The sequence below is a fragment of the Sorangium sp. So ce131 genome, from assembly GCF_051519095.1.
GTDB lineage: Bacteria > Myxococcota_A > Polyangia > Polyangiales > Polyangiaceae > Sorangium.
Genome location: NZ_CP150455.1, coordinates 2,995,222 through 3,015,994, shown reverse-complemented (window position 1 = coordinate 3,015,994; position 20,773 = coordinate 2,995,222). Strand labels below are relative to the sequence as shown.

Genomic DNA, 20,773 nt, shown 5'->3' with positions numbered 1-20,773 from the left:
TCCACCTCGTGGCCGCGGCGTTCGACGGCAAGCGGGCGTACGTGCGGGTCGGCTGAGCCGGACCGCGGCGATGTTCAACACCCGCCGCGGCCCCTCCCGTCGACCGCCCTCGGGCCTCGCCGCCTACCCCCGCGGCGGCGCGTAGAAATCCACGATCTTGATCGGCTCCGTCAGCCGCACCCGCACCCGCGAGCGATCCCCGCGCACGTCGCCGCCGATCTGGAAGCTCGTCGCCGGGTCCATCTCGATCGTGACCTCGTCGACGAAGTAGTCGAACACCGTCTCCAGGTCGCCGAAATCGCCGCTCCAGATGCTCGAGAAGTGCCGCACGAACGTGAGCGGCGAGATCATCGACACGCGCAGCTGCATCCGGTCCTGGCGGTCGTCCGCGTAGGGAAACATCCGGAAGCCGAAGCCGTAGTAGGGGATCGTCGACAGCGCCGCGATCTTCGCCGGCCCCTCGTAGATCACGCCGCCCTTCTTGATGGGCGCCCCGAGGATCGCCCCCTTCTCGCCGACGCGGATCGCGTCGTTGCCCTCGTTGATGATCCGGCAGTGCGGCGTGCGCCGCACGAGGTAGCTCGGGATCGTCCGCGTCGTCGCGGCGACCGCGTACGCCACCGGCCCCGGCGCGAGCCGCTTCAGCGGGCCGCGCCCGAGCGCCGCCTTCACCGCGTTGTAGTCGCGGAGCATCACCGCATCGATCCCGAAGCCGCAGAACGGCGACAGGATGTCCTCCGCCTCCACCAGCCGCAGGTTCCGGCTCCCGGCGTCGGCGCGCAGGCGCTGGAGGTCCGCCGCCAGCCCCGGCTTCGCGCCCGCGCCCCCGGACGCGCCGAGCACCCACGCCAGCGAGTTGCCCGTCCCCAGGCGGAGCAGCCCGAACCGCGGCGGCGGCACCCCCCGCCGCTTCGCCTCGTTCACCACCGACGTCACCACCACCGTGAACGTCCCGTCCCCGCCGCCCGTGAGGATCGTGCCGTAGCCCCGATCCACCAGGATGCGCGCGATGCCCTCGCTCTCCTCGACCCGCCGCGAGACGAACAGATCCCCGGTGTCCAGGATCTGATCGAGCGTCTCGATCACCTCCGCCGTCACGCTCTTGGCGTTGCCGTTCACCACCACGGCAATCCGGCTGCTCGCCGAGCCGCGCGGAAACTCACTGGGACGACGCGGCGCATCAGCGGAGCCGGCCTGGCGGGAACCATCGCCCGGGTCGCGACCGGCGGGGGGGGAGGTCATGGACCGCGATCTACCACGACCGGCCCTGGCTCTTGGAGGGCCGCGCGCGGGGCGCGCACGTGATGGGCGGCGGCTCACAGGCAGGTCACCGCGGCGGGACGACGCCGCGACGAACACACGACGCCGGCGGCACGCCAGCGCCGCCCCGCGCCGCCACGACCCGCGCCGGGACCGTGCTCCGCGCCGGGCGCGGCAGCGCGGCGGCGCGGCGGCGCGGCGGCGCACCCACGCGGTGGCGCTGCGGCGAGGGGACGCGCCGCACCGCAGCGCGGGAAAAAACCACGCGCCGCGCGGCCGGCGAGCCACTTTTCGAGCAGCACGACAGCGTGTGATGCTCTCCGGTTTTGGCTCTCCGGTCGATCTTGGGTCATGCTCACACCGGGAAAGCGAGGAGCCTCCCCGAAACTTAGTGGACGGGGCGGGCGATTTTTTGGTAAGGCGACGACCTGTCTAACCAATAGGTCTTGACAGCCGCGCGGGAGCTTTTCCTGCGCGCGCGGCGCGCGCTTGTGGCGAGGGGCCGCGACGATCTCGTACCCAGCGGGGGACGCAGCGACATGCCGAAGATCACGAAGCAGGGCAGCTCCGAAAAGGCGACGGGCACGAAGAAGAAGGCCTCTTCGAGCGCCAAAGGGGGCGCAGAAGCTCAGCTTGCGAAACCCGTGAATCCGGTAATCAAGGAAGAATCGAAATCCTCGTCAAGCGCTTCGAAGCGTAAGCTCGGTCTCCGCGGCGCCGCGCCCTGGGCTGCGCGGCACGCGGCGAAGCACGCGGCCGAGGCGCGGGCACGGGCCGCCGAGCCGGCGCCGCCCGGGAGCGCGCGGGCGACCATCCGCGTGCCGACGGGCGCGGAGGAGATCAAGGCCAAGATCGCCGAGCTCCACAACCAGACCCAGAAGATCCGCACGCTCCGCAAGCGGCTCGACAAGGGGTTCTTCGATATCGGGGTGGTGCTCGCCGAGATCCAGCAGCAGGAGCTGTATCAGGCGAAGGGGTACGGCTCGTTCGAGGCGTTCCTCGAGCGCGAGATCGACCTCGGCAAGCAGACGTCGCTGCGGCTCATCAAGATCGCGCACGTCTTCCAGCGCGAGGTGGCGCTCGACTACGGCATGGACCGGCTGTTCCTGGCGCTCGCCGCCCTCGAGGGGGAGACGATGCCGAAGCCCGCGCCCTCGGTCCCGTCGGCCCCCGGCTCCAAGCCGCCGCTGCCGCTAAAACCCCCCATGCGCATCGTCGGCTAACGGTAGCGACGGTCACCCGCTGCGGATACGGGCCCACCTCGGCGTTTTCGGTGCTCGGCGTACTGGAGTACGCCTGCGCGCCGAAAACGCCGATCTGGGCCCGTCTCCTGTGCGGGTGACCGCCGCTACGGCAGCGGCGGGGAGGACCTCGCGGCGGCTGCGGTGAGGAGGACCTCGCGGCGGCTGCGGCGGGGAGGACCTCGCGGCGGCTGCGGTGAGGAGGACCTCGCGGCGGCTGCGGTGAGGAGGACCTCGCGGGCGGCGAGCGATCTAGTGGGTGGCGGAGCGCGGGGGGGAAGAGACCGGGCGGGAGACGGGCTCGGCGGTGAAACGGGGGAGACGGACGCGGACGGTCGTGCCCTCGCCGGCACGGGTGTTCACCTCGACCCGGCCAGCATGTTGATCGACGATCTTGCGGACGATCGCGAGGCCTAAGCCGGTGCCGGCGGCCTTCGTGGTGAAGAAGGGGTCGAAAATCTCGGCGAGGATGGTGGGGGCGATGCCCGGGCCGGTGTCGCCGATCGAAAGCCAGACCTCCTGCGCGTCGCCGGAAGCGCTGGCGCGCAAAACACCACCTTCGGGCATTACGTCCAGGGCGTTTACCACCAGGTTCAGGACGACCTGCTTGAGCTTCTCGACGTCGCCGAGGGCGAAGCAGTCGTCGGAGAGATCGCGGACGACCTCGACGCGGTGGCTCGCGAGCGCCTCCTCCTCCAGATCGAGCACGTCGCGGACAACCCGGGCCAGGTCGACGGGCTCGCGGTGCGGGGCGCGGGGGCGGGCGAGCTCCAGGAACTCGCCGAGGAGACGGCCCAGACGGGCGATCTCGGCCTCGACGATGCCGACGCGGCGCTTCATCGGCTCGCGGATCGCCTCGTCGGAGAGACGGTCGATGCTGCGGCTGAGCAGGTGGAGCTCGAGCACGGCGGCGTTCAGGGGGTTCCTGATCTCGTGGGCGAGGCCGAGGGCGAGGGGGGCCATGGCGTTCAGGGCCTCGGCGTCGGCGGCGCGGCGCTCGAGGGCGCGGCGCTCGGTCACGTCGATGCCGATGCCGTAGACGAGGTCGGTGCGGCCGGAGCGGCCGCGGCTGCGGACGCCGGACAGGTGCCAGCGCACCCGGCGGATCGCGCCGACGGCATCCCGCACCCCGACCTCGACCTCGGCGGCGGCGTCGCCCTCGACGACCCCCTGGAACGACTGGTTGAAACGGCGCTGCTCGGACTCGTCGACCAGCGACTCGCAGAACGGCATGCCGACCGCGGCGTCGCAGCCCACGCCGGTGAGCGCGGACAGGCGCGGGTTGAAGAGGGCCACCCGACCCTCGGCGTTCAGGCCGAGGATGAGCACGTCCGCCGCGTCGATGATCGCCCGGTACCGGCGCTCGAGCTCCTCCCGCTCCCGCTTCAGCGAGATCTTCTCGATCGCCTGCGCCACCGTGGAGATGAGCTCCTCGGGGCGGAAGGACTTCAGGATGAAGGCGAACGCGCCGGCGCGGAGCGCGGCCATCGCGGTGTCGACCGTGGCGAAGCCGGTCACGAGGACGATCTCGCCGTGAGGGGCGGCCGCGCGGAGCGGGGCGATCAGCTCGAGGCCGCTCGCGTCCGGGAGCTTGACGTCGACGACCGCCACGTCGAAGCCGTCGCGGCGGGCCGCCGCGAGGCCCTGCTTGCCGGTCGGCGCGAGGGCGACCTCCACGTCGAGCTCGCGCGCCCCCTCCAGGACGTCGCGGAGGTTGCCGGCCAGGCTCGTGTTGTCGTCCACGATGAGGATTCGCGCGCGCACCTGGGTTCCTCCTGGGGGGGAGCGGTCAGGCAGGGGCGGCCCGGAGCGCGCAGCGGCCTACCGCGTAGGGGTCTTTCCCGAGTTTTATGCTAAGAGCGGGCACCATGCGATTCGTCGATCAGTGCCGTCTGAAGGTCATCGCCGGGGATGGCGGCAACGGGGCGATCGCATTCCGGCGCGAGAAGTACATCCCGTTCGGCGGCCCCGCGGGCGGCGACGGCGGCCGCGGCGGGGACGTCGTCTTCGTCGGCGACGAAGGCCTGTCCACGCTACTCGACTTCACCTACGCGCGCACGCTCGAGGCGGACCGGGGCGAGCACGGCATGGGGAGCGACTGCCACGGGCGCGCCGGCGCCGACCGGGTCGAGAAGATCCCGGTGGGCACGCAGATCTTCGACGCCGAGAGCGGGGAGCTGCTCGCCGACGTGACCGAGCACGGCCAGCGGGTCGTGGTCGCGCGCGGCGGCAAAGGGGGCCGCGGCAACCTGCACTTCAAGTCGCCGCACGACCGGGCGCCCCGGCGCGCCGAGCCGGGGGAGCCCGGCGAGGCCCGCGAGCTCCGCCTCGAGCTGAAGGTGCTCGCCGACGTCGGCCTGCTCGGCTTCCCGAACGCCGGCAAGAGCACGTTCGTCGCCGCGGTCTCGGCGGCCCGCCCGAAGATCGGCGACTACCCGTTCACCACGCTCACCCCGATCCTCGGCATGGTCGAGATCGGGGGCGGGACGCGCTCCGGCGGGTCGAGCTTCGTCATCGCCGACATCCCGGGGCTGATCCCGGGCGCGAGCGAGGGGGTCGGGCTCGGCATCCAGTTCCTGAAGCACGTGGAGCGCACGCGGGCGCTGCTCCACCTCGTGACGCTCGACCCCGGCGAGGGCCGCGAGCCGCTCGCCGACTACCGGGCGCTCCGCAAGGAGCTCAAGAAGTTCAGCCCGGAGATCGCGGAGCGCCCCGAGATCGTCGCCCTGACCAAGGCCGATCTGACCGAGGTGCGCGAGGCGTACCCGAAGCTCAAGGCGCGGTTCGCGAAGGCGAAGGTGAAGCTCCACCTCGTCAGCGCCGCGACGGGCGAGGGCGTGCCCGAGCTCGTCCGCGAGCTCGCCGCGCTCGCGCGCAAGCCGGCGCCGTGAGCCCGCGCGCGGCCTGACGCTGGTCCACGCGCTCGCGCGCGCGAGCCGAGAGCCCGCGCGGCGCACCGGCTCTGCCGCGGATCCAGCGCAGATCTAACAAGGATCTAACGTGCCCCCGCCCGCCCGGGGAATATTGCTTCCTCCTCACGGAGACGCCGTCGACAGGGCGTCCTGGAGGAAGGGTGGACTCGATGGTATCGAAACGCTTGCTTCGGACGGCGAGGCGCGGGCTCCTGTGCGCCCTCGCCCCCGCGATCACGCTCGCCCCCGCGCTCGCCGCGGCCGACCCGCCCGGCGCCGGCGCGGTGTGGGGTTATCACCCTCCCGCAGGGGAGAGCGCCGAGTACCCGGATCTCTGCAGCCTCGACGCGCCCGGCGAGTCTCCCTACTGGCAGGACGAGGACACCGGCGTCAGCTGCCTCCCCTACCCCGCGGCCTCGCCGCTCTGCACGGGACCGAGCTGCGTCAACAACAAGTGCCCGGGCACCAAGGTGCTGCATGAGGACCTGAATGCATGCGACGGGGCCTCTTGCTGCAAGCCGGAGTCCCTCGAGCCGGGCGGCGTGGTCAACGTCCTGCCGTACCTGGCGAGGCCGACGGGATCGCCCTTCTCGGCCGATCCCTCTGTCGACCAGAGCAACGTCGACGACAGCCCGGGCATCGCGCAGGCCATCGAGTGCGCAGCGTCGCTCGCGGACACCCGGCGCACCGTGTTCTTCCCCGCCGGGCGTTACGTGCTGCGCAGCCCGCTGCGGCCCCACTACGACGCCATCACCCTGGAGGGCCCGGAGCTCTCTCCGAGCGCCGCGCCCGGCGACCCCGACACCGCGACGCTGGTCGCCATCCCCTGCAACCCGGAGCAGTTCCCCGGAGCAATCCAGGTCAGCGAGACCACGAGGCCCAACGGGAGCGTCGTCGGCAGCGCGACGTGGGGCCTCTGGATCCGAAACTTCCAGATCCAGCTCACGGAAGGGCCGCGCGTCCGCGCCAACTCCGGCATCCACCTCAACGCCTGCTCGGACTGCGAGGTGGAGAACATCATCATGCGGTACACGCCCCTGAGCCCTCAGCCCGCCTCCTGCAAGCCGTCCAACCTCGACGGCATCGGCTTCTCCTTGGGATCCGGCGGGGTGATCCGGAACGTGATCGTGGACGGCGTGCCGAAGGGGGGCATTTACCTGTCCAGCGTCGCCGGGTACCACGACACGCCCCCGATCCTCGTCGAGAACTGCGAGATCAAGAACATCAACGGCCCGGTCGGGGCCGGCGCGATCAAGATCGTCACCGCCAACGTGACGGTGCGGAATTGCGAGGTCCACCACAGCCTGATCCACCCCGCCAGCGGGGGCACGGGCAACGGCGGACACGGCCTGTACATCTTCACCCAGCCGCCCCCGGCTGCCGGGATCCCGAGCCCGGTGCCTTCGAACGTGCTGGTCCAGGACAGCTACTTCCACCACAACGGCGGCGCCGGCATCGTGCTGGGGAGCCCCGTCGAGGACCTTCGCCCGTCGGCGATCCAGCTCGAGCGGATCAGGACCGCATACAACGGGAGCTACGGTGTGAACGTCCAGGCCGGCACCGACATCCATCTTCAGGATATCTGGTCCTGGGGCAACGGGTACTACGGCATGTACCTGACCTCGAAGACGACGCTGCCCGCGACCTCGCTCCGGGTCGACGACCTGACGGTGGAGGACCCGATCGTCTTCAACAACCATCTGCGCCTCCCCGCCAGCCAGAACCCCGCCGTCCTGATCGAGGCCACCGACGTCCAGATCCACGGCGGCACGATCGCGCGGTGCGACCCCTCGCGCGGCGGTCAATCGAAGTCGATCGAGGAGCGCTCCTGGCTGACGGGTCCGGCCGGATCGCAGGTGTCCTTCTCGCCGGAGGACAACTGCATCTCGGGCGTCCAGACGCACGGCACGAGCGCGCCGACCGTGGCGGCGTGCGCTGCCCCCTAGTGAGCGGCCGCGTGGTCGCGCTCGCCTGACGCGATCGCCCGCTCGACGGCGGGCGTCGCCTGGCGCTCCCGGGGTGGGGCGTCGCCTCGCATTTCGCACACTGTCCTCACGAGTCATCGCCGCACCCAGGTCACTGGGTGTTCTCACGTGCGCTGTCCGCCCCCAGGCGGCGCGCGCGACGCCGGAGGAGCGCCCGCTTTGCCTGGACAAGAATGCCCGGTTCGCATCCAATCTTCCCTTTGGCTCGACACCGTCTTGCGAGGAGAGGAAGCCCGATGCGCTGGTCGACTTTCAGCAAACCGTCTGCTCTGGCCGGGTGTCTGGCCGCTCTCGTGGCGCTCGGGGCGAGCGGGGCCGCGCGCGCCGACATCGTGCAACCGAACGGCACCGTCGTCCCCGTGGTCATCGAGCGGCTCAGCGCCCTGCTCAACGGCTCCGCGGACAACGACGGCATCAACGAGATGATCGACGTCGTGGACGACGCCGCGGTGGAGCCCCAGCAGTTCTCGCCGCTCTGCGAGTTCAGCGGCAAGTACATCACCAAGGGGGGCACCGCCAACTTCGCCGTCGGCTGGTACAACGTCGATGACAGCCGCGCCAGCGACGACCCGCCGAAGTACGTCTCCGTCGACCGCGGCGCCAACCTCAACACGCCGACGCCGGAGAGCGACATCCAGATCCTCTTTCCGTTCTCGAGCTCTCTGCCGTCCGCCGCGATGCGCGAGCTGTCGGCCGTCTCGATCCGGGAGAACCCCGCGTACGCGGGCGGCCTGATCGGCTTCGTGCTGATCCCCAACCCGAACGGCACCGGCACCGGAAATGCGACGCAGTACCACTACACCGAGCACCGGTTCAACGTGCAGTGCTCGGCGTGCGAGACCCCGGGGCCCTGGTACTCGGACCTCATCTATCGCTCGAACGAGCTCTCCAACACGTTCTACCTGGGGTTCGAGGACCTCGACTTCCGGAACGCGGCCGGCGCCGCGGGGATCAACGGCAACGATCTCGACTACGAGGACTTCCTGTTCCGCTTCTCCGGCATCACCTGCCCCGAGGCCGGCCAGCCGTGCGAGGTCGACGGGAACATCGGCGCGTGCCTGCTCGGCATGACCGACTGCGACGCGCACGGCGAGACCATCTGCAAGCCGTTCGTCGAGCCGGGCAGCCAGCCGGAGCAGTGCGACGGCGTCGACAACGACTGCAACGGCGAGGTCGACGAGGGCGCCCCGTGCCCGGACAACCAGGTGTGCAGCCGGGGCCTCTGCGTCGACCGCTGCGGCTCCGGGGAGTTCCTGTGCCAGGAGGGGCTCGTCTGCGACGACGGCCTGTGCGTCGAGGCGGCCTGCGTGGGCGTGGTGTGCGACGCCGGCGAGGTGTGCCACGGCGGCGAGTGCAGCGCGGCCTGCGACGGCGTGGTGTGCCCGCAGGATCAGGTCTGCCGGAACGGGCGCTGTCTCGACCCGTGCCAGAACGTCACGTGTGACGCCGGCGAGGTCTGCGAGGGCGGCGCCTGCGTGATCCAGTGCAACTGCCGCGGGTGCCCGTCAGGCGATCGCTGCATGGAGGACAGCGGCCGGTGCGTCGAGGCCGAGTGCGCCGAGGTCACGTGCGCTGAAGGCACGGTGTGCCGGGCCGGAACGTGCGTCGACGCGTGTGATGGCGTCGTGTGCCCCGAGGGCGAGCTGTGCGAGGCCGGCATGTGCGTCGCGGCGCCCCCGCCCGTCGGCGGCACGGGCGGCGAGGGTCCGACGCTCGACAGCGTCGCGTCGTCCGGCGCCGGCGCGCCCGCGACGGGCGCGGGCGGGGCGGGCGGGGCGGGCGCGGGCGGGGCGCCCCCCTCCGGCTCGGGCGACGGCGGCGCCGGGGAGTCCTCGGGCTGCGGCTGCCGGCTCGGCGCCGACGCCCCCTCCGCGGGCGGCTTCGCGACCTTCCTCCTCGCCGCCGGCCTGTGGCTGCGCCGCAAGGTCGGCCGCCGGTCGGGATCGCGGGCCGCGGCCCGCGCCCGGTGGTGAGGGCGCTCAGGGGGTGTCGGACGTCGGGCCGAAGAGCTCGACGTCGTCGATCTCGACGAAGCCCGAGTCGACGGCGCCGCGGAGGAAGCCCCTCCCGTCGACGCCCTTGACCTGCGGGCCGAAGGCGAGGCCGATGATCGACCGCAGCACGTCGTTCACGTCGTCGCCGGGGTCACGCCCCTCGTCGATGGCCCAGTCGGGGAGCGCGATGTCCGCGAACCTGAGCTCGACGAGCTGCGGCTCGGCGCCGAGGCGCACGTCCCACCCGTAGCGGATGCCCGAGATCCCCTCGCTCTGCGCGGGGCTCTCGACGTCGAAGCGCAACGTGCGCGCCCCGTCGGCGCGCGCCCGGAAGCGGACGCCTTCGAGCGGCGTCGCGTCGACCTGGCCCTCGGCGAGGGGCACCGTGAAGTACACGTAATGCCCCCAGGCGTACGCCTCGTCGCGGAAGTCGAAGCGGAGCAGCAGGCTCTGCGCGCCGCTCAGCGGATCTTCCTGGTCCAGGCCCTGCACGGCGCCGGACGCGTTGTTGGTGGCGAGCAGCGTCCCGACGTACAGCTCGAGCGTGTCCGCGGCCTCGAAGTCGTTGATCCCCGCGGCGGTGAACGAGAAGGGCACGAGGGGCGTGTTGCTGGCGAAGCGCCCCAGCCGCTCGCGCAGGATCGGCAGCTCGTTCCGGAGGCGCTCGACCGAGGACTCCCACGCGTCGAGCCCGGGCCCGGCCGGGTCCTCCGCGACGGCGGCGCGGATCAGCGCGGCGTGCTCGTCCACCTGCGCCTCGATCCGCCCTTCGCTGAACGGGCCGTCGAGCAGCTCCTGGAGCGCGGCCAGGTAGCCCTCCGGATCCTGGCTCAAGGCGCGGAACAGCGGGTCGCAGCCCGGCACCATCACCCGCTCGGCGCCCATGAACACCGGGACCTCGACGGGGCAGGCCGCCGGCGCCTCGTTCCAGCGCGGCACCTGGCCGAAGTAGGTGCTCGGGCCGAGGGTCTGGTCCATGTCCCACGGGATGAGGTGGAACTTGCCCGAGGAGGGCTCGTCGTAGAGGTAGAAGTTGTGGTTGTAGGCGTCGCCCTCGGGGCTGACGTAGAAGGTCGTGACGCCGTCCCAGTTCGCGATCGCCTCGTCGACGGCCATGTAGCGCTGCAGGTGCCCGACGTCGGCCCACGTCGACAGCGCGGCGAGGCCCTCGGCGCCCTCGGCGCCCTCGGCGGACGCGAGGTCCGCCGCGAACGCGGCGATGCGCTCGTGGGTGGCCTCCTGTTCGTTCGTCTCGATGTGGTCCGCGTAGGTGCTGGCGTCGCTCGAGCGCGGCCACGCTTCCTTGTAGAGGTCCCCGTCCGGCCCGTCGGGAAAGTGGTCTTCGAGGAAGCGGCCGTCGACCTCCTCGACCATCGAGAAGAGCCCCTGCGACTCGCCGTTCACGTGCAGCGTGGCCCACGCGCTCCTCGGGGCGGCCACGCCCATCTCCCGGTAGAGGCCATAAGCGATCCGCTCGTGGAGCCTCGTGGGGTCCCAGACCATGGAGTGGAAGTTCAGGCGTCGCTGCGTGTAGAAGCGCTGCCCGTCGACGTACTCGTCGAATTTCACCTTCATGCTGAGCTTCGGGCAGGTGAGGTTCCCCTGCGCGTCGAAGCACAACTGCAGCGTGCCGTAGCCGCCCTTGAAGCGCAGGCCCACCACCCCCAGGCTCTTGCCCTTGTAACAGGCCTCGGCCTCCACGTACTCCTCGTCGCGGGCGTTCTTCTTGAGGTCGGCCCAGCGCTCTTCCGGAAGGTGGAAGTCGAAGCGCGGGACCTCGTCCGCCGCGTACAGCTCGTCCGCGTCGCGATCGGCGAGCGCGGGGTCGGGCGGCTCGCACGGCGGCGTCGCGACCTGCCCGCCGCCGCCGCCGTCGCTCGTGCCGCCGCCGCCGTCGCTCGCGCCGCCCCCGCCGTCGCTCGCGCCGCCTTCTCCGCCGGCCCCGCCGACGCCGCCAGCGCCACCCGAGCCGCCCGAGCCGGCGCCGCCGCCCGCGCCCGCGTCATCCCCGCAGCCCGCGCCCAGCGCCGCCGCCGTCAGCGCGAGCCATGTCCAAGATTTAAGGTTCAGTTTCATGACCGCTCCTTTACGACCGCGAGGCTAATCGTGGTCATCCCATGCGTCGACGGCGGTCGCGTCGCCGCGGGCGTGCAGATCGTGCCCGGGCGCGAGGGCGAGGAGCTCCCTCAGCCGCCGCCGTGCGGCGGTCGCGCGGCGCTGGCGAGCGCCGGCGTCGCGGCCTCGACCGCGAGGCACGCCTCGAACCCCTCGCGGTAGCTCGGGTAGAGCAGCGCCATGCCGAGGGCGCGCTTGATCTTCGCGTTGTCCACGGCGCGGTCGTGGCGGAGCGTCTCGTGCAGCGCCTCCCGCGGCGCGCCCGCCGGCAGCGCCAGGCCGAGCCGCGCGCACAGCCAGCGGACGACCTCGATCTGCGGCACGGGCGCGTCGTCCGCGACCACGAAGTCCTCGCCGGGCGCCGCGCGATCCAGCGCGGCGAGCGCGAGGCGCGCGAGGTCCTCGACGTGGATGCGCGAGACGACGTTCCTGCCCTGCTGATCGCCCTCGCCGGTCATGCGGAAGTCGCCGCGGAGCAGCCGCAGGTGCAGCCCGCGGCCGGGGCCGTAGATGCCCGCCGCGCGCAGCGTCACGGCGCCGCGCTCGCGGTACACCGCCTCGGCCGCGAGGCGCGCCGCGGCGCGGGGGTTCGCGGCGGAGGTGGGCGTCGCCTCGTCGATGCGCCCGGTCGCGTCGCCGTACACGGCGGTCGACGAGACGTAGGTGATCGCGCGCGCGCGGCGGAGCGACGGCGCAACGGCGGCGTCGGTGGCGCCGTCCGGCGGGAAGGCGACGAGCACGTCGGCGCCGTCCGGCCCGAGCCGCTCGACGGCCTCCGCGGTGAGCGCGGGGAGGACGTGCGCCTCGACGCCGGCCTGCGCGAGCTCGGCCGCGCGCTCGGGGGAGCGCGTGGTGGCGATGACGCGGCCGCCGGAGGCCTTGCGCAGGCCGGCGACCACCGCGCCGGTGAAGCCGCAGCCGAGGACGACGAGCGGGGGAGGAAGGTCGTTCATGGTCTCTGCGCCTTCTACCAGCAAGAGCAGCCGCCACGCAGCCTCGCGCGCGGGTCCCGCCCATGGAAGCTCGGTGCTCGCGTCCGAGGGGGAGCTCTCAAGCCTTGAAAGCGGCCGCTCGAGAGCCGAGCGGGCACTTTCAAGACATGCAACGGGGTTCCGGGGATCCCAGCGAGCGCTATCACTCGTTGAAAGCGGCCGCTCGCGCGCCGAGTCGGAGCGTTCAAGCGTTGAAATCGCCGACCCGGCCTCCGAGTCGCCGTCGCAACGCTTGCAGCAAGCGTTGCAACGACCTGGCCGCTGGTCGGTGAGCGCCGGCGCCGCCGCGGACGATCGTCCGCTAGGATCCGCCCACGACCGTGGGACATCAGCACCACTTCCTGTCCAGGCTCGATCGCGTCTCGCTCCCGCACGTCGAGCTCGCGCTCACGCTCTACCGCGATCACGGCCTTGTCCAGTACCTCCTCCGCTGCGCCAGGCTCCCCGACGGCGCGGAGCGGGCCGCGATCTCGCTCGACGATCCCACGCTCGGGCCGTTCCTCGTCGTCACGCGCGAAGGTCGCTTCGTGACCTGCCTGGGCGCCGGGATGCGCGCGGGCGACCTTCCGGTCATCACCCGCGGGCAGCTCGACGGGCTCACCGAGAAGGTCGCGGATCTGCGCGCGCGCATGGCCGCGGCGAGCGCGCTCGCCGGGCCCAAGGGGCACACGGGGCAGCTCGTCGACCGCATCTTCCACGCCGGCCCGGCGCTGTCGCGCGAGGAGTTCGTGGGCATCTCGGCCTTCCAGCCGCTCTTCGGCTTCGAGTTCCTGCGCGCCTTCTTCGGTTCGGTGACCGAGCTCGACGAGCTGCGCGGCGCGCTCCTCCGCATCGAGCACCCGAAGCGAGCGCTGGCGCCCGTGCTCCGCCGCTACTGGGACCTGTTCTGGGCCATCGGGCACCTCGCGGTCCTCGCGTTCATGGACGGCCGCGCGCTCCTCGGGTCGCTCCCGGAGCAGCTCGATCTCTCGAGCTCCTGCCTCGCGTGGGGCGCCTCGCGCCAGGGGAGCGTCGCCCTCGCCCTGCGCGGCTTCTGGGGCGTCGCGAAGGTCGGCAAGGCGCAGCTGCGCGCCTGCAAGACGGCGTTCGAGGAGGCCGCGTCGCAGCTCCGGCTCGCAACCAGCGTCGGGAGCCTGATCGCGCTCGGCGCGGGTCATGCCAGGCTCCGCGCCGAGGTGCGGAAGGTGCTGTCGGCACCGCGGGATCTCTCCGGGGTCCATTTCCCGGAGTCGCTCCTCACCCTCTTCCAGAGCACCGCCGAGGCGGCGCTCGACGAGCCCGAATCAGCGGCCACCGCGCAGCGGAGCCTCGGGGCGCGGATGGCCGTCTCGCTCACGCGCGGGCTCGCCGCGGGCGACCCGCTGCGCTTCGAGCGCGAGGAAGATGTGCCCGAGGCGCTCGCGATGGCCCTTCCGGTGAACACCCGGCAGTCGTTCGTCGACGATGCGGAGGTGATGGCCCTGATGATGCTCTTCATCCCCTGGACGGCGCGCGCCGAGCCGGAGCAGCTCTTCCTTCCGCGCGAGTTCATCCGCCTCGTCCATGCCCGCTGGTCGCCGGAGGACACGATGCGGCTGCTCGCGCCGCTCCGCGAGCACTATCACCCGAAGATCCAGGCGCCCCGCCGGGAAGGACCGTCCCGCAAGGGCCCTTGCCCGTGCGGGAGCGGCGAGAAGTACAAGCGGTGCTGCGGGAAGAACGCGCTGCGCTGAGGTGAGCCCTCCGTGGACCGGCTGCGGGGTCGAGCCTCAGCGCCGCGTCTGGTAGCCTGGTCGGCGCGGAGCGGGCGGCCGAGACGCAGCGTGCTCGCCGCCGCAGCGACGCTCTCAGCGCATGGCCGTCAACGTCTTCATCTCCTACGCCCCCGCGGATCGGTCGCACCTCGACGCGCTCGAGGCGCACCTCGCTGCCCTCAAGCGGCAGGGCCTCGTGAGCACCTGGCATCGCGGCCGCATCGGCGCGGGCGCGGCGCGAGAGGAGTCGACCGCGGCGGCTTTATCCGCCGCCGAGGTGGTGCTCCTCCTGGTGAGCGAGGCGTTCCTCGCCTCGGACAGCTGCTACGATCGCGAGCTCGGGCGGGCGCTGGAGCGGCACCTCAGCGGGGCGGCGCGCGTCGTGCCTATCCTGGTGCGCGCGTGCGACCGGGAGGGCACCGCCCTCGCGGGGCTCGAATCGCTGCCACGCGACGGCAACGCGGTGACGAGCTGGGCCAATCCGGATGAAGCCTGGAGGGACGTCGTCCAGGGCATCCGCGCCGCGGTGGAGGAGGTCGCCGCGAGCGTGAGGCCAGGCGCGGCGCCGGCCGACGCGGCGCCAGCCGACGCGCTCGCCGCGACGCTGCGCGAGGCGGAGGAGGCGATCCGCGCGATCGACAAGCAGATCGCTGCAGCGCAGAAGCGGCGGATCAAGCTGAAGGCCGCCGGCGCGAGCACCGCGGAGGTGGACGGGGAGATCCTCGACCTCCGGCGCAGGCGCCGGGAGGGCGGTCAGCTGCACGTCGGCGAGGAGCTCAGCGACGGCCGGTACCTCTTGCTGGAGCGGATCGGCCGCGGGGGGTTCGCGACCGTGTGGCGCGCGCTCGACGCGGCGCAGGCGGACCAGCCAGTGGCGATCAAGGTGCTGCACCCGAACCTCGCGGGCGACGAGGGTCGGCGGGAGCGGTTTTTCCGGGGCGCGCGCGCGATGGCGGCGCTCGATCACCCTGGCGTGGTGCGCATCCTGGAGCCGAAGGGCGAGGACAGCGGCTGGCACTACTTCGTGATGGAGCTCGTCGAGGGCGAGGACGTCTACAGCGCGGTGATTGGGAAGCGGCTGCCGGCGGAGCGGGTCGTCCCGACGCTCCTCCGCGCTGGAGAGGCGCTCTCGTTCGCGCATGAGCGAGGCCTCGTGCACCGGGACGTGAAGCCGGCGAACATCCTGCTCGATGGGGAGGGTACCCCTCGGCTCACGGATTTCGATCTGGTGTGGGCGCGCGACACGACGGGCGGCACGAAGAGCGGCGCGCTGGGGACGTTCCTCTATGCGGCGCCGGAGCTCATGCACCGCCCGCAGGACGCCGACGCGCGCGCGGACGTGTACGGGCTCGGGATGACGGCGGTGTTCTGCCTGCACGGGGCGGAGCTGCCGCCGATCATGATGCGATATCCGGGGCGGGTGATCGAGCGGCTGCCGTGCAGCGACGCGGTGCGGAAGGTGCTTGAGCGAGCGATTGAGTTCGAGGCCTCGGAGCGATTCCCGGATGTGGCGGCATTTTGCGAGGCGCTAAGGATCGCCGCGGCGGGTGAAGGGAGGACGCGGCACGAGACGCTACGGGTCGTGCGGTCAGTCAGCGTAATTGAACAGCCCGATAGCGTGCTCGATCGGGCAGTGCAAATCGACCTGGAGAGGGGCGGCCCGGTTCGCCACGCGATTGAACAAGCTATTTTGGAGCCGCGTGCGAGGCGCACCCAAGGCCCGGTGATGCTCGCGCAGTGGACCGTTATGGAGATCCCGAATGACGCAAAACGCGACAAGCAGGCACTCGTGACTGGAATCTGGGGGCTGATGTGGCCTCAACACCCAGTCCCCGGGGCGGCCGAGGAGCTCCTGGAAGAGCGTGGCAGCTTTCACTGCATCGTCGTAGAGGATTCCGACGGGTTCCACCCCCGCGAGGTGATGTACCGAAGCGACTTCTTCGAGGCGCTCTTGCCGTGGGTGGACATCCCCGGCGGGGAGTTCTTGATGGGCAGTTCGAACGAGGATCCGGACTCCCACGAGAAGGAACGGCCCCAGCACCACGTGGAAGTTGCGGCGTTCGTTCTAGCCGCCACGCCCGTCACCGTGGGCCAGTACGCGGCGGTGCTAGGGAGAGCCGTCCCGGAGGGATGGGCGGATCGACCGGTCACCAACGTCACGTGGGTAGACGCGATAGAGTTTTGCAATGCGTTCTCCAGGCTGGCGGGCAGGCAGCCCTACTACACGCTGAACCGCGACAATGTGGTCCGGATACACGAAGCAAACGGCTTCCGGCTGCCACAGGAAACGGAATGGGAATATGCGTGTCGCGCTGGGACAACCACCCGTTACTTCTTCGGCGACGACGAGCACCATCTAGGGGATTTCGCTTGGTATGCAGAGAACAGTGGAGGCCGGGCGGCCTCGGTCGGCCGGAAGAAGCCCAACCCGTGGAATCTTTACGATATGCACGGGAATGTCTACGAGTGGGTGTGGGACGAGTACCGCGGCCTTGATAAGATAACATCTCCCGAGGCGTCTCAGGAGAGAGTGGCTCGGCATGCGGACGACGGCGCTCGGGTGGTGCGCGGCGGCGCGTTTGTCGACAGGCCCAAGTGGCTGCGCGCGGCCAGCCGGATCGGCAACAGGCCGATGTACCAAAACGAACAGATCGGCTTCCGCTGCGCGGGTCCGGCTCGCCGCCAGAGATAATCCTCGACGTCGGCCGCCCTCACCCCGCCGGCTTCCGCGTATACCGGTGCTTCACCCCGAGCGGGAAGTACTCCGGATCCCCCGCCGCCCTCAATGTCACCCGCGGCGCGCGCTTCCCCGCCGGCACGTAGTTCCTGAACTCGCTGTTCAGCCGGACGAGGTGCTCCTCGATCGACCGCGCCGCCGCCTCGCGCCGCGCCTCGCTCTCCGCCTCCCCTGGCGCGAGCTCGACCACCACCGAAAGGAACACATCCCTGTCCGCGCCCTCGCGGACCTCCAGCACGAACTTGCCCGTCACCCACTCCTTCACGCCGGGCTGCTCGATGCCGACGACCACGTTCTCCGGATAGATGTTCGCCCCGAAATACGACACCGTGAAATCCGAGCGCCCGAACACATAAACGAACGGCAGCTCCCGGTCGCCTCGCTCGCCATCGAGTTCCCGCCGCGGATCGAACCCGAAGCCGGCGAGCGCCGCCATCATGTCCGCGTGGGTGTACACGCCGCCGCTGTCGAGGATCGCATACCGGATCAGCGGGACGCCGTTCTCCCCCGTGAAGAGGAGCATCCCGTCGCGCTGCTCGAAGAACCGCACGGCCGGGTCGTACTGCACGAGCGTGGGGAGCCGGTCCTGCCCGAAGAGGGCGCGCGCGGCGTCCGGCCTCCCCGCGAGGAACCTGCGGATCGCGATGCTGAGCGGCGTCTCATTGCCCAGCACGCCGGCGTCGGCCGTCCCGTAGAGCGAGGCCGAGTCGTAGCAGGGCGACGTCGACCCGACGCGCTCGCCGACCAGGCTGCGCCACTCCTCGCTGAACACCTCTCCGGCCATCACGAGCTTGATCCGGAGCGGCTCCCAGTCGACGCCCCGGGTCCGCCCCGTGTCGATGACGTCTTTCAGGAAGGGCGGGTATCCCAGCAGGACGACCTGATCGAACGCGGGGCCCAGGTCGAGGACGACGCGGAAGATCTCGTCCTTGTTGTTGCCCGGGGTGACCACCGTGATCGGATACCCCTTGGCCGCCAGGTGGCGGCAGCACGCGGCGGTGTACATCCCGCCGACCCACGAGCCGAGCGCGAAGCACACGACCGCGAGCGTGCGGCGCTCGTCGGCCCGGAAGCTGTCGTGGAACACCTGCTCGAACCGCCGGGCCACCGGGAGCTCGTCGGTGACGGAGCGCGGCCAGAACGTCGGCTTCCCGGTCGAGCCCGAGGAGACCGCGATCATGTCGCAGGGCGCGACGCGCCCGCCGCGGCAGAGGTCGGCGATCGGGTGCCGGAGCACGTAGTTCTGCTTCGTGATCGCCGGGAGCGCCGCGAAGTCGGCGGGCGTCCGGACGGCCGCCGGATCGACGCCGTGCTCCGCGAGGAAACGGCGGTACGCCGGGACCGTCGCGGCGACCTCGTGGAACAACGAGCGCGCCCGCTCGGCCGGATCGGCCTCAAGGTGCTGCGACAGCGCCGCGTCGAGCGGCGTGTTCAGGAAGGCGTCGATGGCCGCCAAGACCCGCCCGGGTTGCATATCCTGCATCGCGAGATCTCCCCTCCTCGGAAATATTCGTACGCTGCTCGCACGCTGCTCGCACGCTGCTCAGATGCTGCCCACCCCCGGCTCCCCGGAGAGCGCCGCCGCCAGGGCGAGCTCCTCGGCGCGGCGCTCGTAGCCCGGCGGAGGCTCCGAAGGCGGGTGGGCGACCAGCGACGTGATCACCGTCTCGAGCCAGCGCCGGAGCGGCGTGTGCCGGAAGCCGAGCTCCGCCGAAGCCTTCGCGGGATCGAGCATCGACATCCAAGTGTCGCTGAACGGCGACATCACCGCGGGGTCGATGTCACGGACCCGGAGCGCGGCCGAGGAGATCGGCTCGAGGCGCGCCGGCGCGCCGAGCAGCTCGGCGACGAGCGCAAGGAGCTCGGAGAGCGTCGGCGTCTCCTCCATGCAGAGGTTGTACGCCTCGCCGAAGGTCGACGGAACGAGGAACAGCTTCACGATCGCCCTCACGACATCGCCGCTGTACACGTGCCGCACCGGATGCTTCCCGCCGTCCGGGACGAGCAGCGGGCCGCCATCGAGCACACGCGCGACGTACCGCTCGAGCCGGCGGTGGGGGTCGCGTTCCCCGTTCACCATCGGGATGCGCAGCACGGTCGCGGGGAATCGCGCTTCCCGCCACGCGGCCGCGAGCACCTCCTCGCAGCGGCGTTTGTTCATGCCGTAGGCCCACGCCGCGCGGTCCTCGTCTCCCGCGGGCTCCGGCAGCAGCGGGCCGTCGTAGTCGCGCTCGCGCGACGGCCGCGGGCACCCCTCGCGCACGAGGTACACCGACCCGGTGCTGATCATGACGTAATGGCCGACGCGCCCGCCGCCGAGCGCCCGGACGGCCGCGCGGCCGTCCTCGGCCGTGTACGCGGTGAAGTCCACCGCGGCGTCGAACTCCTGGCTGCCGAGCGCCTGCGCGACGTCGCCGGCCGCGCGGTCGCAGCGGACCCGCGCCACGCGATCGCCGAACGAGTCGGGCGTCACGCCGCGGTTCAGGAGGGTGACGTGGTGCCCTGCCGCGAGCAGGCGATAGACCAGGAAGTGCCCCATGAAGCGGGAGCCGCCGAGCACGAGGACGCGCATGCGGGGCAACCTACCACCGCCGGCGGCGGCGATGACGCCGGATCGCGCCGCGCGGGGCGGACAGGCTCCATGCTCACCAGTGGACCACGTCGCCTCGGCGGGGTAGGGGTGGCGCACGGATGTACAACCGCTCCGATCAGTTCGCGAAGAACGTCCTGCGCGACGCGCTGAGCCGCGCCTCAACCTCGGAGACCGAGGTCGAGGTCCTGGCCGCGACGCAGAAGATCGACGTGTACAGCGTCCCGGACCCGGCGCGCGACGCCGAGCGCGCCCAGATGGGCCTGCTCGGGGAGCTCTCCGCAGAGCCCAGCCTCTTCGAGCCCTTCCACAAGACGCCGGGCCGCCGGGAGATCCGGCACTGCCTGCGCAAGCAGCTCACCTGGCACCATGAGCTCGAGCGCCGCGCCCGCGCCGCGGCGGGCGTCCCGTCGTCGGATGCCGATCCTGAGGCACCGCCCCCGCAGCCCGTCCCCTTCCCCGCGCTCGTCATTATCAGTCCGGGCCGGCCCGAGACGGCGCTCGAAGGCTACGGGTGCAAGCCCGTTCGCCCGGGCGTCTACCAAGCGGTGCCGGAGCTCGCGATGCGCATCGTCGTGCTGGCCGAGCTGCCCCGGACGCGCGAGACGCTGCTGCTGCGCCTCCTTGGCTCAGGCCGCCTCATGCGCGAGGCGCTGGCCGACCTGTCGGCCCTGCCGGACGACGCGTGGGAGAGGAGCGTGGCGACGCCGCTCCTGGTACACTTCCGGCTCGGGACCGGTGGGCCGGCGAAGAGCGAGGAAGAGGAAGACGACGTGAGCGCGGAGATCCAGGCGTGGTTTCAGGAGTACCAGCAGAAGCTGCGCAATGACGCGATCAAGGAAGGGCTCCAGGAAGGGCTCCAGGAAGGGCGCAAGGCAGGGCTCAAGGAGGGGGAGCGAACCCTGCTGCTGCGGCAGCTTCGCGCCCGCTTCGGCGAGCTTCCGGCGGCCGTCGTCGCCCGCGTCGAGGCAGCCGACGTAGCGGAGCTCGAGCGCTGGGGCGAGCGGGTGCTCTCCGCGAAGACGCTCGCCGAGGTGCTCGACGAGGCCAGCTGAGAGGGCGACTGCGCCGCGCCGGCGGACGTCCTCACGCGCACGGCAATCAGAAGGAGACGCCGCCCCGGCACCGCCCGGGCTCGAAGGCGCCGTCGCCCGGCGGCCTGGGAGGGGCCACGCGCCCGCTCAGGTCGCGCCCCGGTCGTGCTAGAGATCGGC

Annotated in this window: 13 protein-coding genes; 7 read left to right on the top strand and 6 right to left on the bottom strand. The window is 71.6% G+C overall.

Annotated features, from left to right (window positions below):
• Positions 1 to 123: 123 nt before the first annotated feature.
• Positions 124 to 1,122 (bottom strand): diacylglycerol/lipid kinase family protein, encoded by a 999-nt coding sequence (locus tag WMF43_RS11200; protein WP_437679628.1) that lies wholly within the window; start codon positions 1,120 to 1,122, stop codon positions 124 to 126.
• 956 nt (positions 1,123 to 2,078) lie between these two features.
• Here WMF43_RS11200 and WMF43_RS11195 point away from each other — a divergent pair.
• Positions 2,079 to 2,483 carry a hypothetical protein gene (locus WMF43_RS11195; protein WP_437679626.1) on the top strand — a complete coding sequence of 135 codons (405 nt, stop codon included), beginning with the start codon at positions 2,079 to 2,081 and terminating at the stop codon, positions 2,481 to 2,483.
• Positions 2,484 to 2,753: 270 nt separating this feature from the next.
• Here WMF43_RS11195 and WMF43_RS11190 read toward each other — a convergent pair whose 3' ends face one another.
• Positions 2,754 to 4,265 (bottom strand): ATP-binding protein, encoded by a 1,512-nt coding sequence (locus WMF43_RS11190; protein ID WP_437679624.1) that lies wholly within the window; start codon positions 4,263 to 4,265, stop codon positions 2,754 to 2,756.
• Between the two features lie 104 nt (positions 4,266 to 4,369).
• Between WMF43_RS11190 and obgE the strand changes: the two genes are divergently transcribed.
• The 3 genes from obgE to WMF43_RS11175 all read left to right on the top strand — a co-directional run bounded on the left by obgE (position 4,370) and on the right by WMF43_RS11175 (position 9,371).
• A complete protein-coding gene (gene obgE, locus WMF43_RS11185; protein ID WP_437679622.1) occupies positions 4,370 to 5,392 on the top strand; it encodes a GTPase ObgE in 1,023 nt (340 codons plus the stop codon).
• 191 nt (positions 5,393 to 5,583) lie between these two features.
• The gene (locus tag WMF43_RS11180) at positions 5,584 to 7,359 is read left to right on the top strand and encodes a glycosyl hydrolase family 28-related protein (protein ID WP_437679620.1); all 1,776 of its coding nucleotides are present in this window, start codon (positions 5,584 to 5,586) and stop codon (positions 7,357 to 7,359) included.
• A 275-nt stretch (positions 7,360 to 7,634) separates the two neighbouring features.
• Positions 7,635 to 9,371, top strand: a complete 1,737-nt coding sequence (locus tag WMF43_RS11175) for a hypothetical protein (protein WP_437679618.1) — start codon at positions 7,635 to 7,637, stop codon at positions 9,369 to 9,371.
• Positions 9,372 to 9,377: 6 nt separating this feature from the next.
• Here the strand turns inward: WMF43_RS11175 and WMF43_RS11170 are convergent, their stop codons facing one another.
• A complete protein-coding gene (locus WMF43_RS11170) occupies positions 9,378 to 11,468 on the bottom strand; it encodes a CotH kinase family protein (RefSeq protein ID WP_437679616.1) in 2,091 nt (696 codons plus the stop codon).
• Between the two features lie 110 nt (positions 11,469 to 11,578).
• Positions 11,579 to 12,460: an NAD-dependent epimerase/dehydratase family protein gene (locus WMF43_RS11165; RefSeq protein ID WP_437679614.1), complete on the bottom strand. Its 882-nt coding sequence runs from the start codon at positions 12,458 to 12,460 to the stop codon at positions 11,579 to 11,581.
• Positions 12,461 to 12,819: 359 nt separating this feature from the next.
• Between WMF43_RS11165 and WMF43_RS11160 the strand changes: the two genes are divergently transcribed.
• Together WMF43_RS11160 and WMF43_RS11155 are read left to right on the top strand one after the other, a co-directional pair.
• Positions 12,820 to 14,211, top strand: coding sequence for a YecA family protein (locus tag WMF43_RS11160; RefSeq protein ID WP_437679612.1), 1,392 nt, complete (start codon positions 12,820 to 12,822; stop codon positions 14,209 to 14,211).
• Between the two features lie 121 nt (positions 14,212 to 14,332).
• The gene (locus WMF43_RS11155; protein ID WP_437679610.1) at positions 14,333 to 16,924 is read left to right on the top strand and encodes an SUMF1/EgtB/PvdO family nonheme iron enzyme; all 2,592 of its coding nucleotides are present in this window, start codon (positions 14,333 to 14,335) and stop codon (positions 16,922 to 16,924) included.
• 19 nt (positions 16,925 to 16,943) lie between these two features.
• Here WMF43_RS11155 and WMF43_RS11150 read toward each other — a convergent pair whose 3' ends face one another.
• Both WMF43_RS11150 and WMF43_RS11145 read right to left on the bottom strand, forming a co-directional pair.
• Positions 16,944 to 18,452 (bottom strand): phenylacetate--CoA ligase family protein, encoded by a 1,509-nt coding sequence (locus tag WMF43_RS11150; RefSeq protein WP_437679607.1) that lies wholly within the window; start codon positions 18,450 to 18,452, stop codon positions 16,944 to 16,946.
• A 60-nt stretch (positions 18,453 to 18,512) separates the two neighbouring features.
• Positions 18,513 to 19,541, bottom strand: coding sequence for an NAD-dependent epimerase/dehydratase family protein (locus tag WMF43_RS11145; RefSeq protein ID WP_437679605.1), 1,029 nt, complete (start codon positions 19,539 to 19,541; stop codon positions 18,513 to 18,515).
• A 119-nt stretch (positions 19,542 to 19,660) separates the two neighbouring features.
• Between WMF43_RS11145 and WMF43_RS11140 the strand changes: the two genes are divergently transcribed.
• Complete coding sequence (locus tag WMF43_RS11140; protein ID WP_437679604.1) at positions 19,661 to 20,614, top strand: DUF4351 domain-containing protein; 954 nt, start codon at positions 19,661 to 19,663, stop codon at positions 20,612 to 20,614.
• Positions 20,615 to 20,773 lie beyond the last annotated feature (159 nt).

Bases quoted from the DNA above. Each gene is read 5' to 3' on its own strand.
- obgE (WP_437679622.1), top strand. From the start codon at position 4,370: ATGCGATTCGTCGATCAGTGCCGTCTGAAGGTCATCGCCGGGGATGGC.
- WMF43_RS11180 (WP_437679620.1), top strand. From the start codon at position 5,584: ATGGTATCGAAACGCTTGCTTCGGACGGCGAGGCGCGGGCTCCTGTGC.
- WMF43_RS11175 (WP_437679618.1), top strand. From the start codon at position 7,635: ATGCGCTGGTCGACTTTCAGCAAACCGTCTGCTCTGGCCGGGTGTCTG.
- WMF43_RS11170 (WP_437679616.1), bottom strand. From the start codon at position 11,468: ATGAAACTGAACCTTAAATCTTGGACATGGCTCGCGCTGACGGCGGCG.
- WMF43_RS11165 (WP_437679614.1), bottom strand. From the start codon at position 12,460: ATGAACGACCTTCCTCCCCCGCTCGTCGTCCTCGGCTGCGGCTTCACC.
- WMF43_RS11155 (WP_437679610.1), top strand. From the start codon at position 14,333: ATGGCCGTCAACGTCTTCATCTCCTACGCCCCCGCGGATCGGTCGCAC.
- WMF43_RS11150 (WP_437679607.1), bottom strand. From the start codon at position 18,452: ATGCAGGATATGCAACCCGGGCGGGTCTTGGCGGCCATCGACGCCTTC.
- WMF43_RS11145 (WP_437679605.1), bottom strand. From the start codon at position 19,541: ATGCGCGTCCTCGTGCTCGGCGGCTCCCGCTTCATGGGGCACTTCCTG.
- WMF43_RS11140 (WP_437679604.1), top strand. From the start codon at position 19,661: ATGTACAACCGCTCCGATCAGTTCGCGAAGAACGTCCTGCGCGACGCG.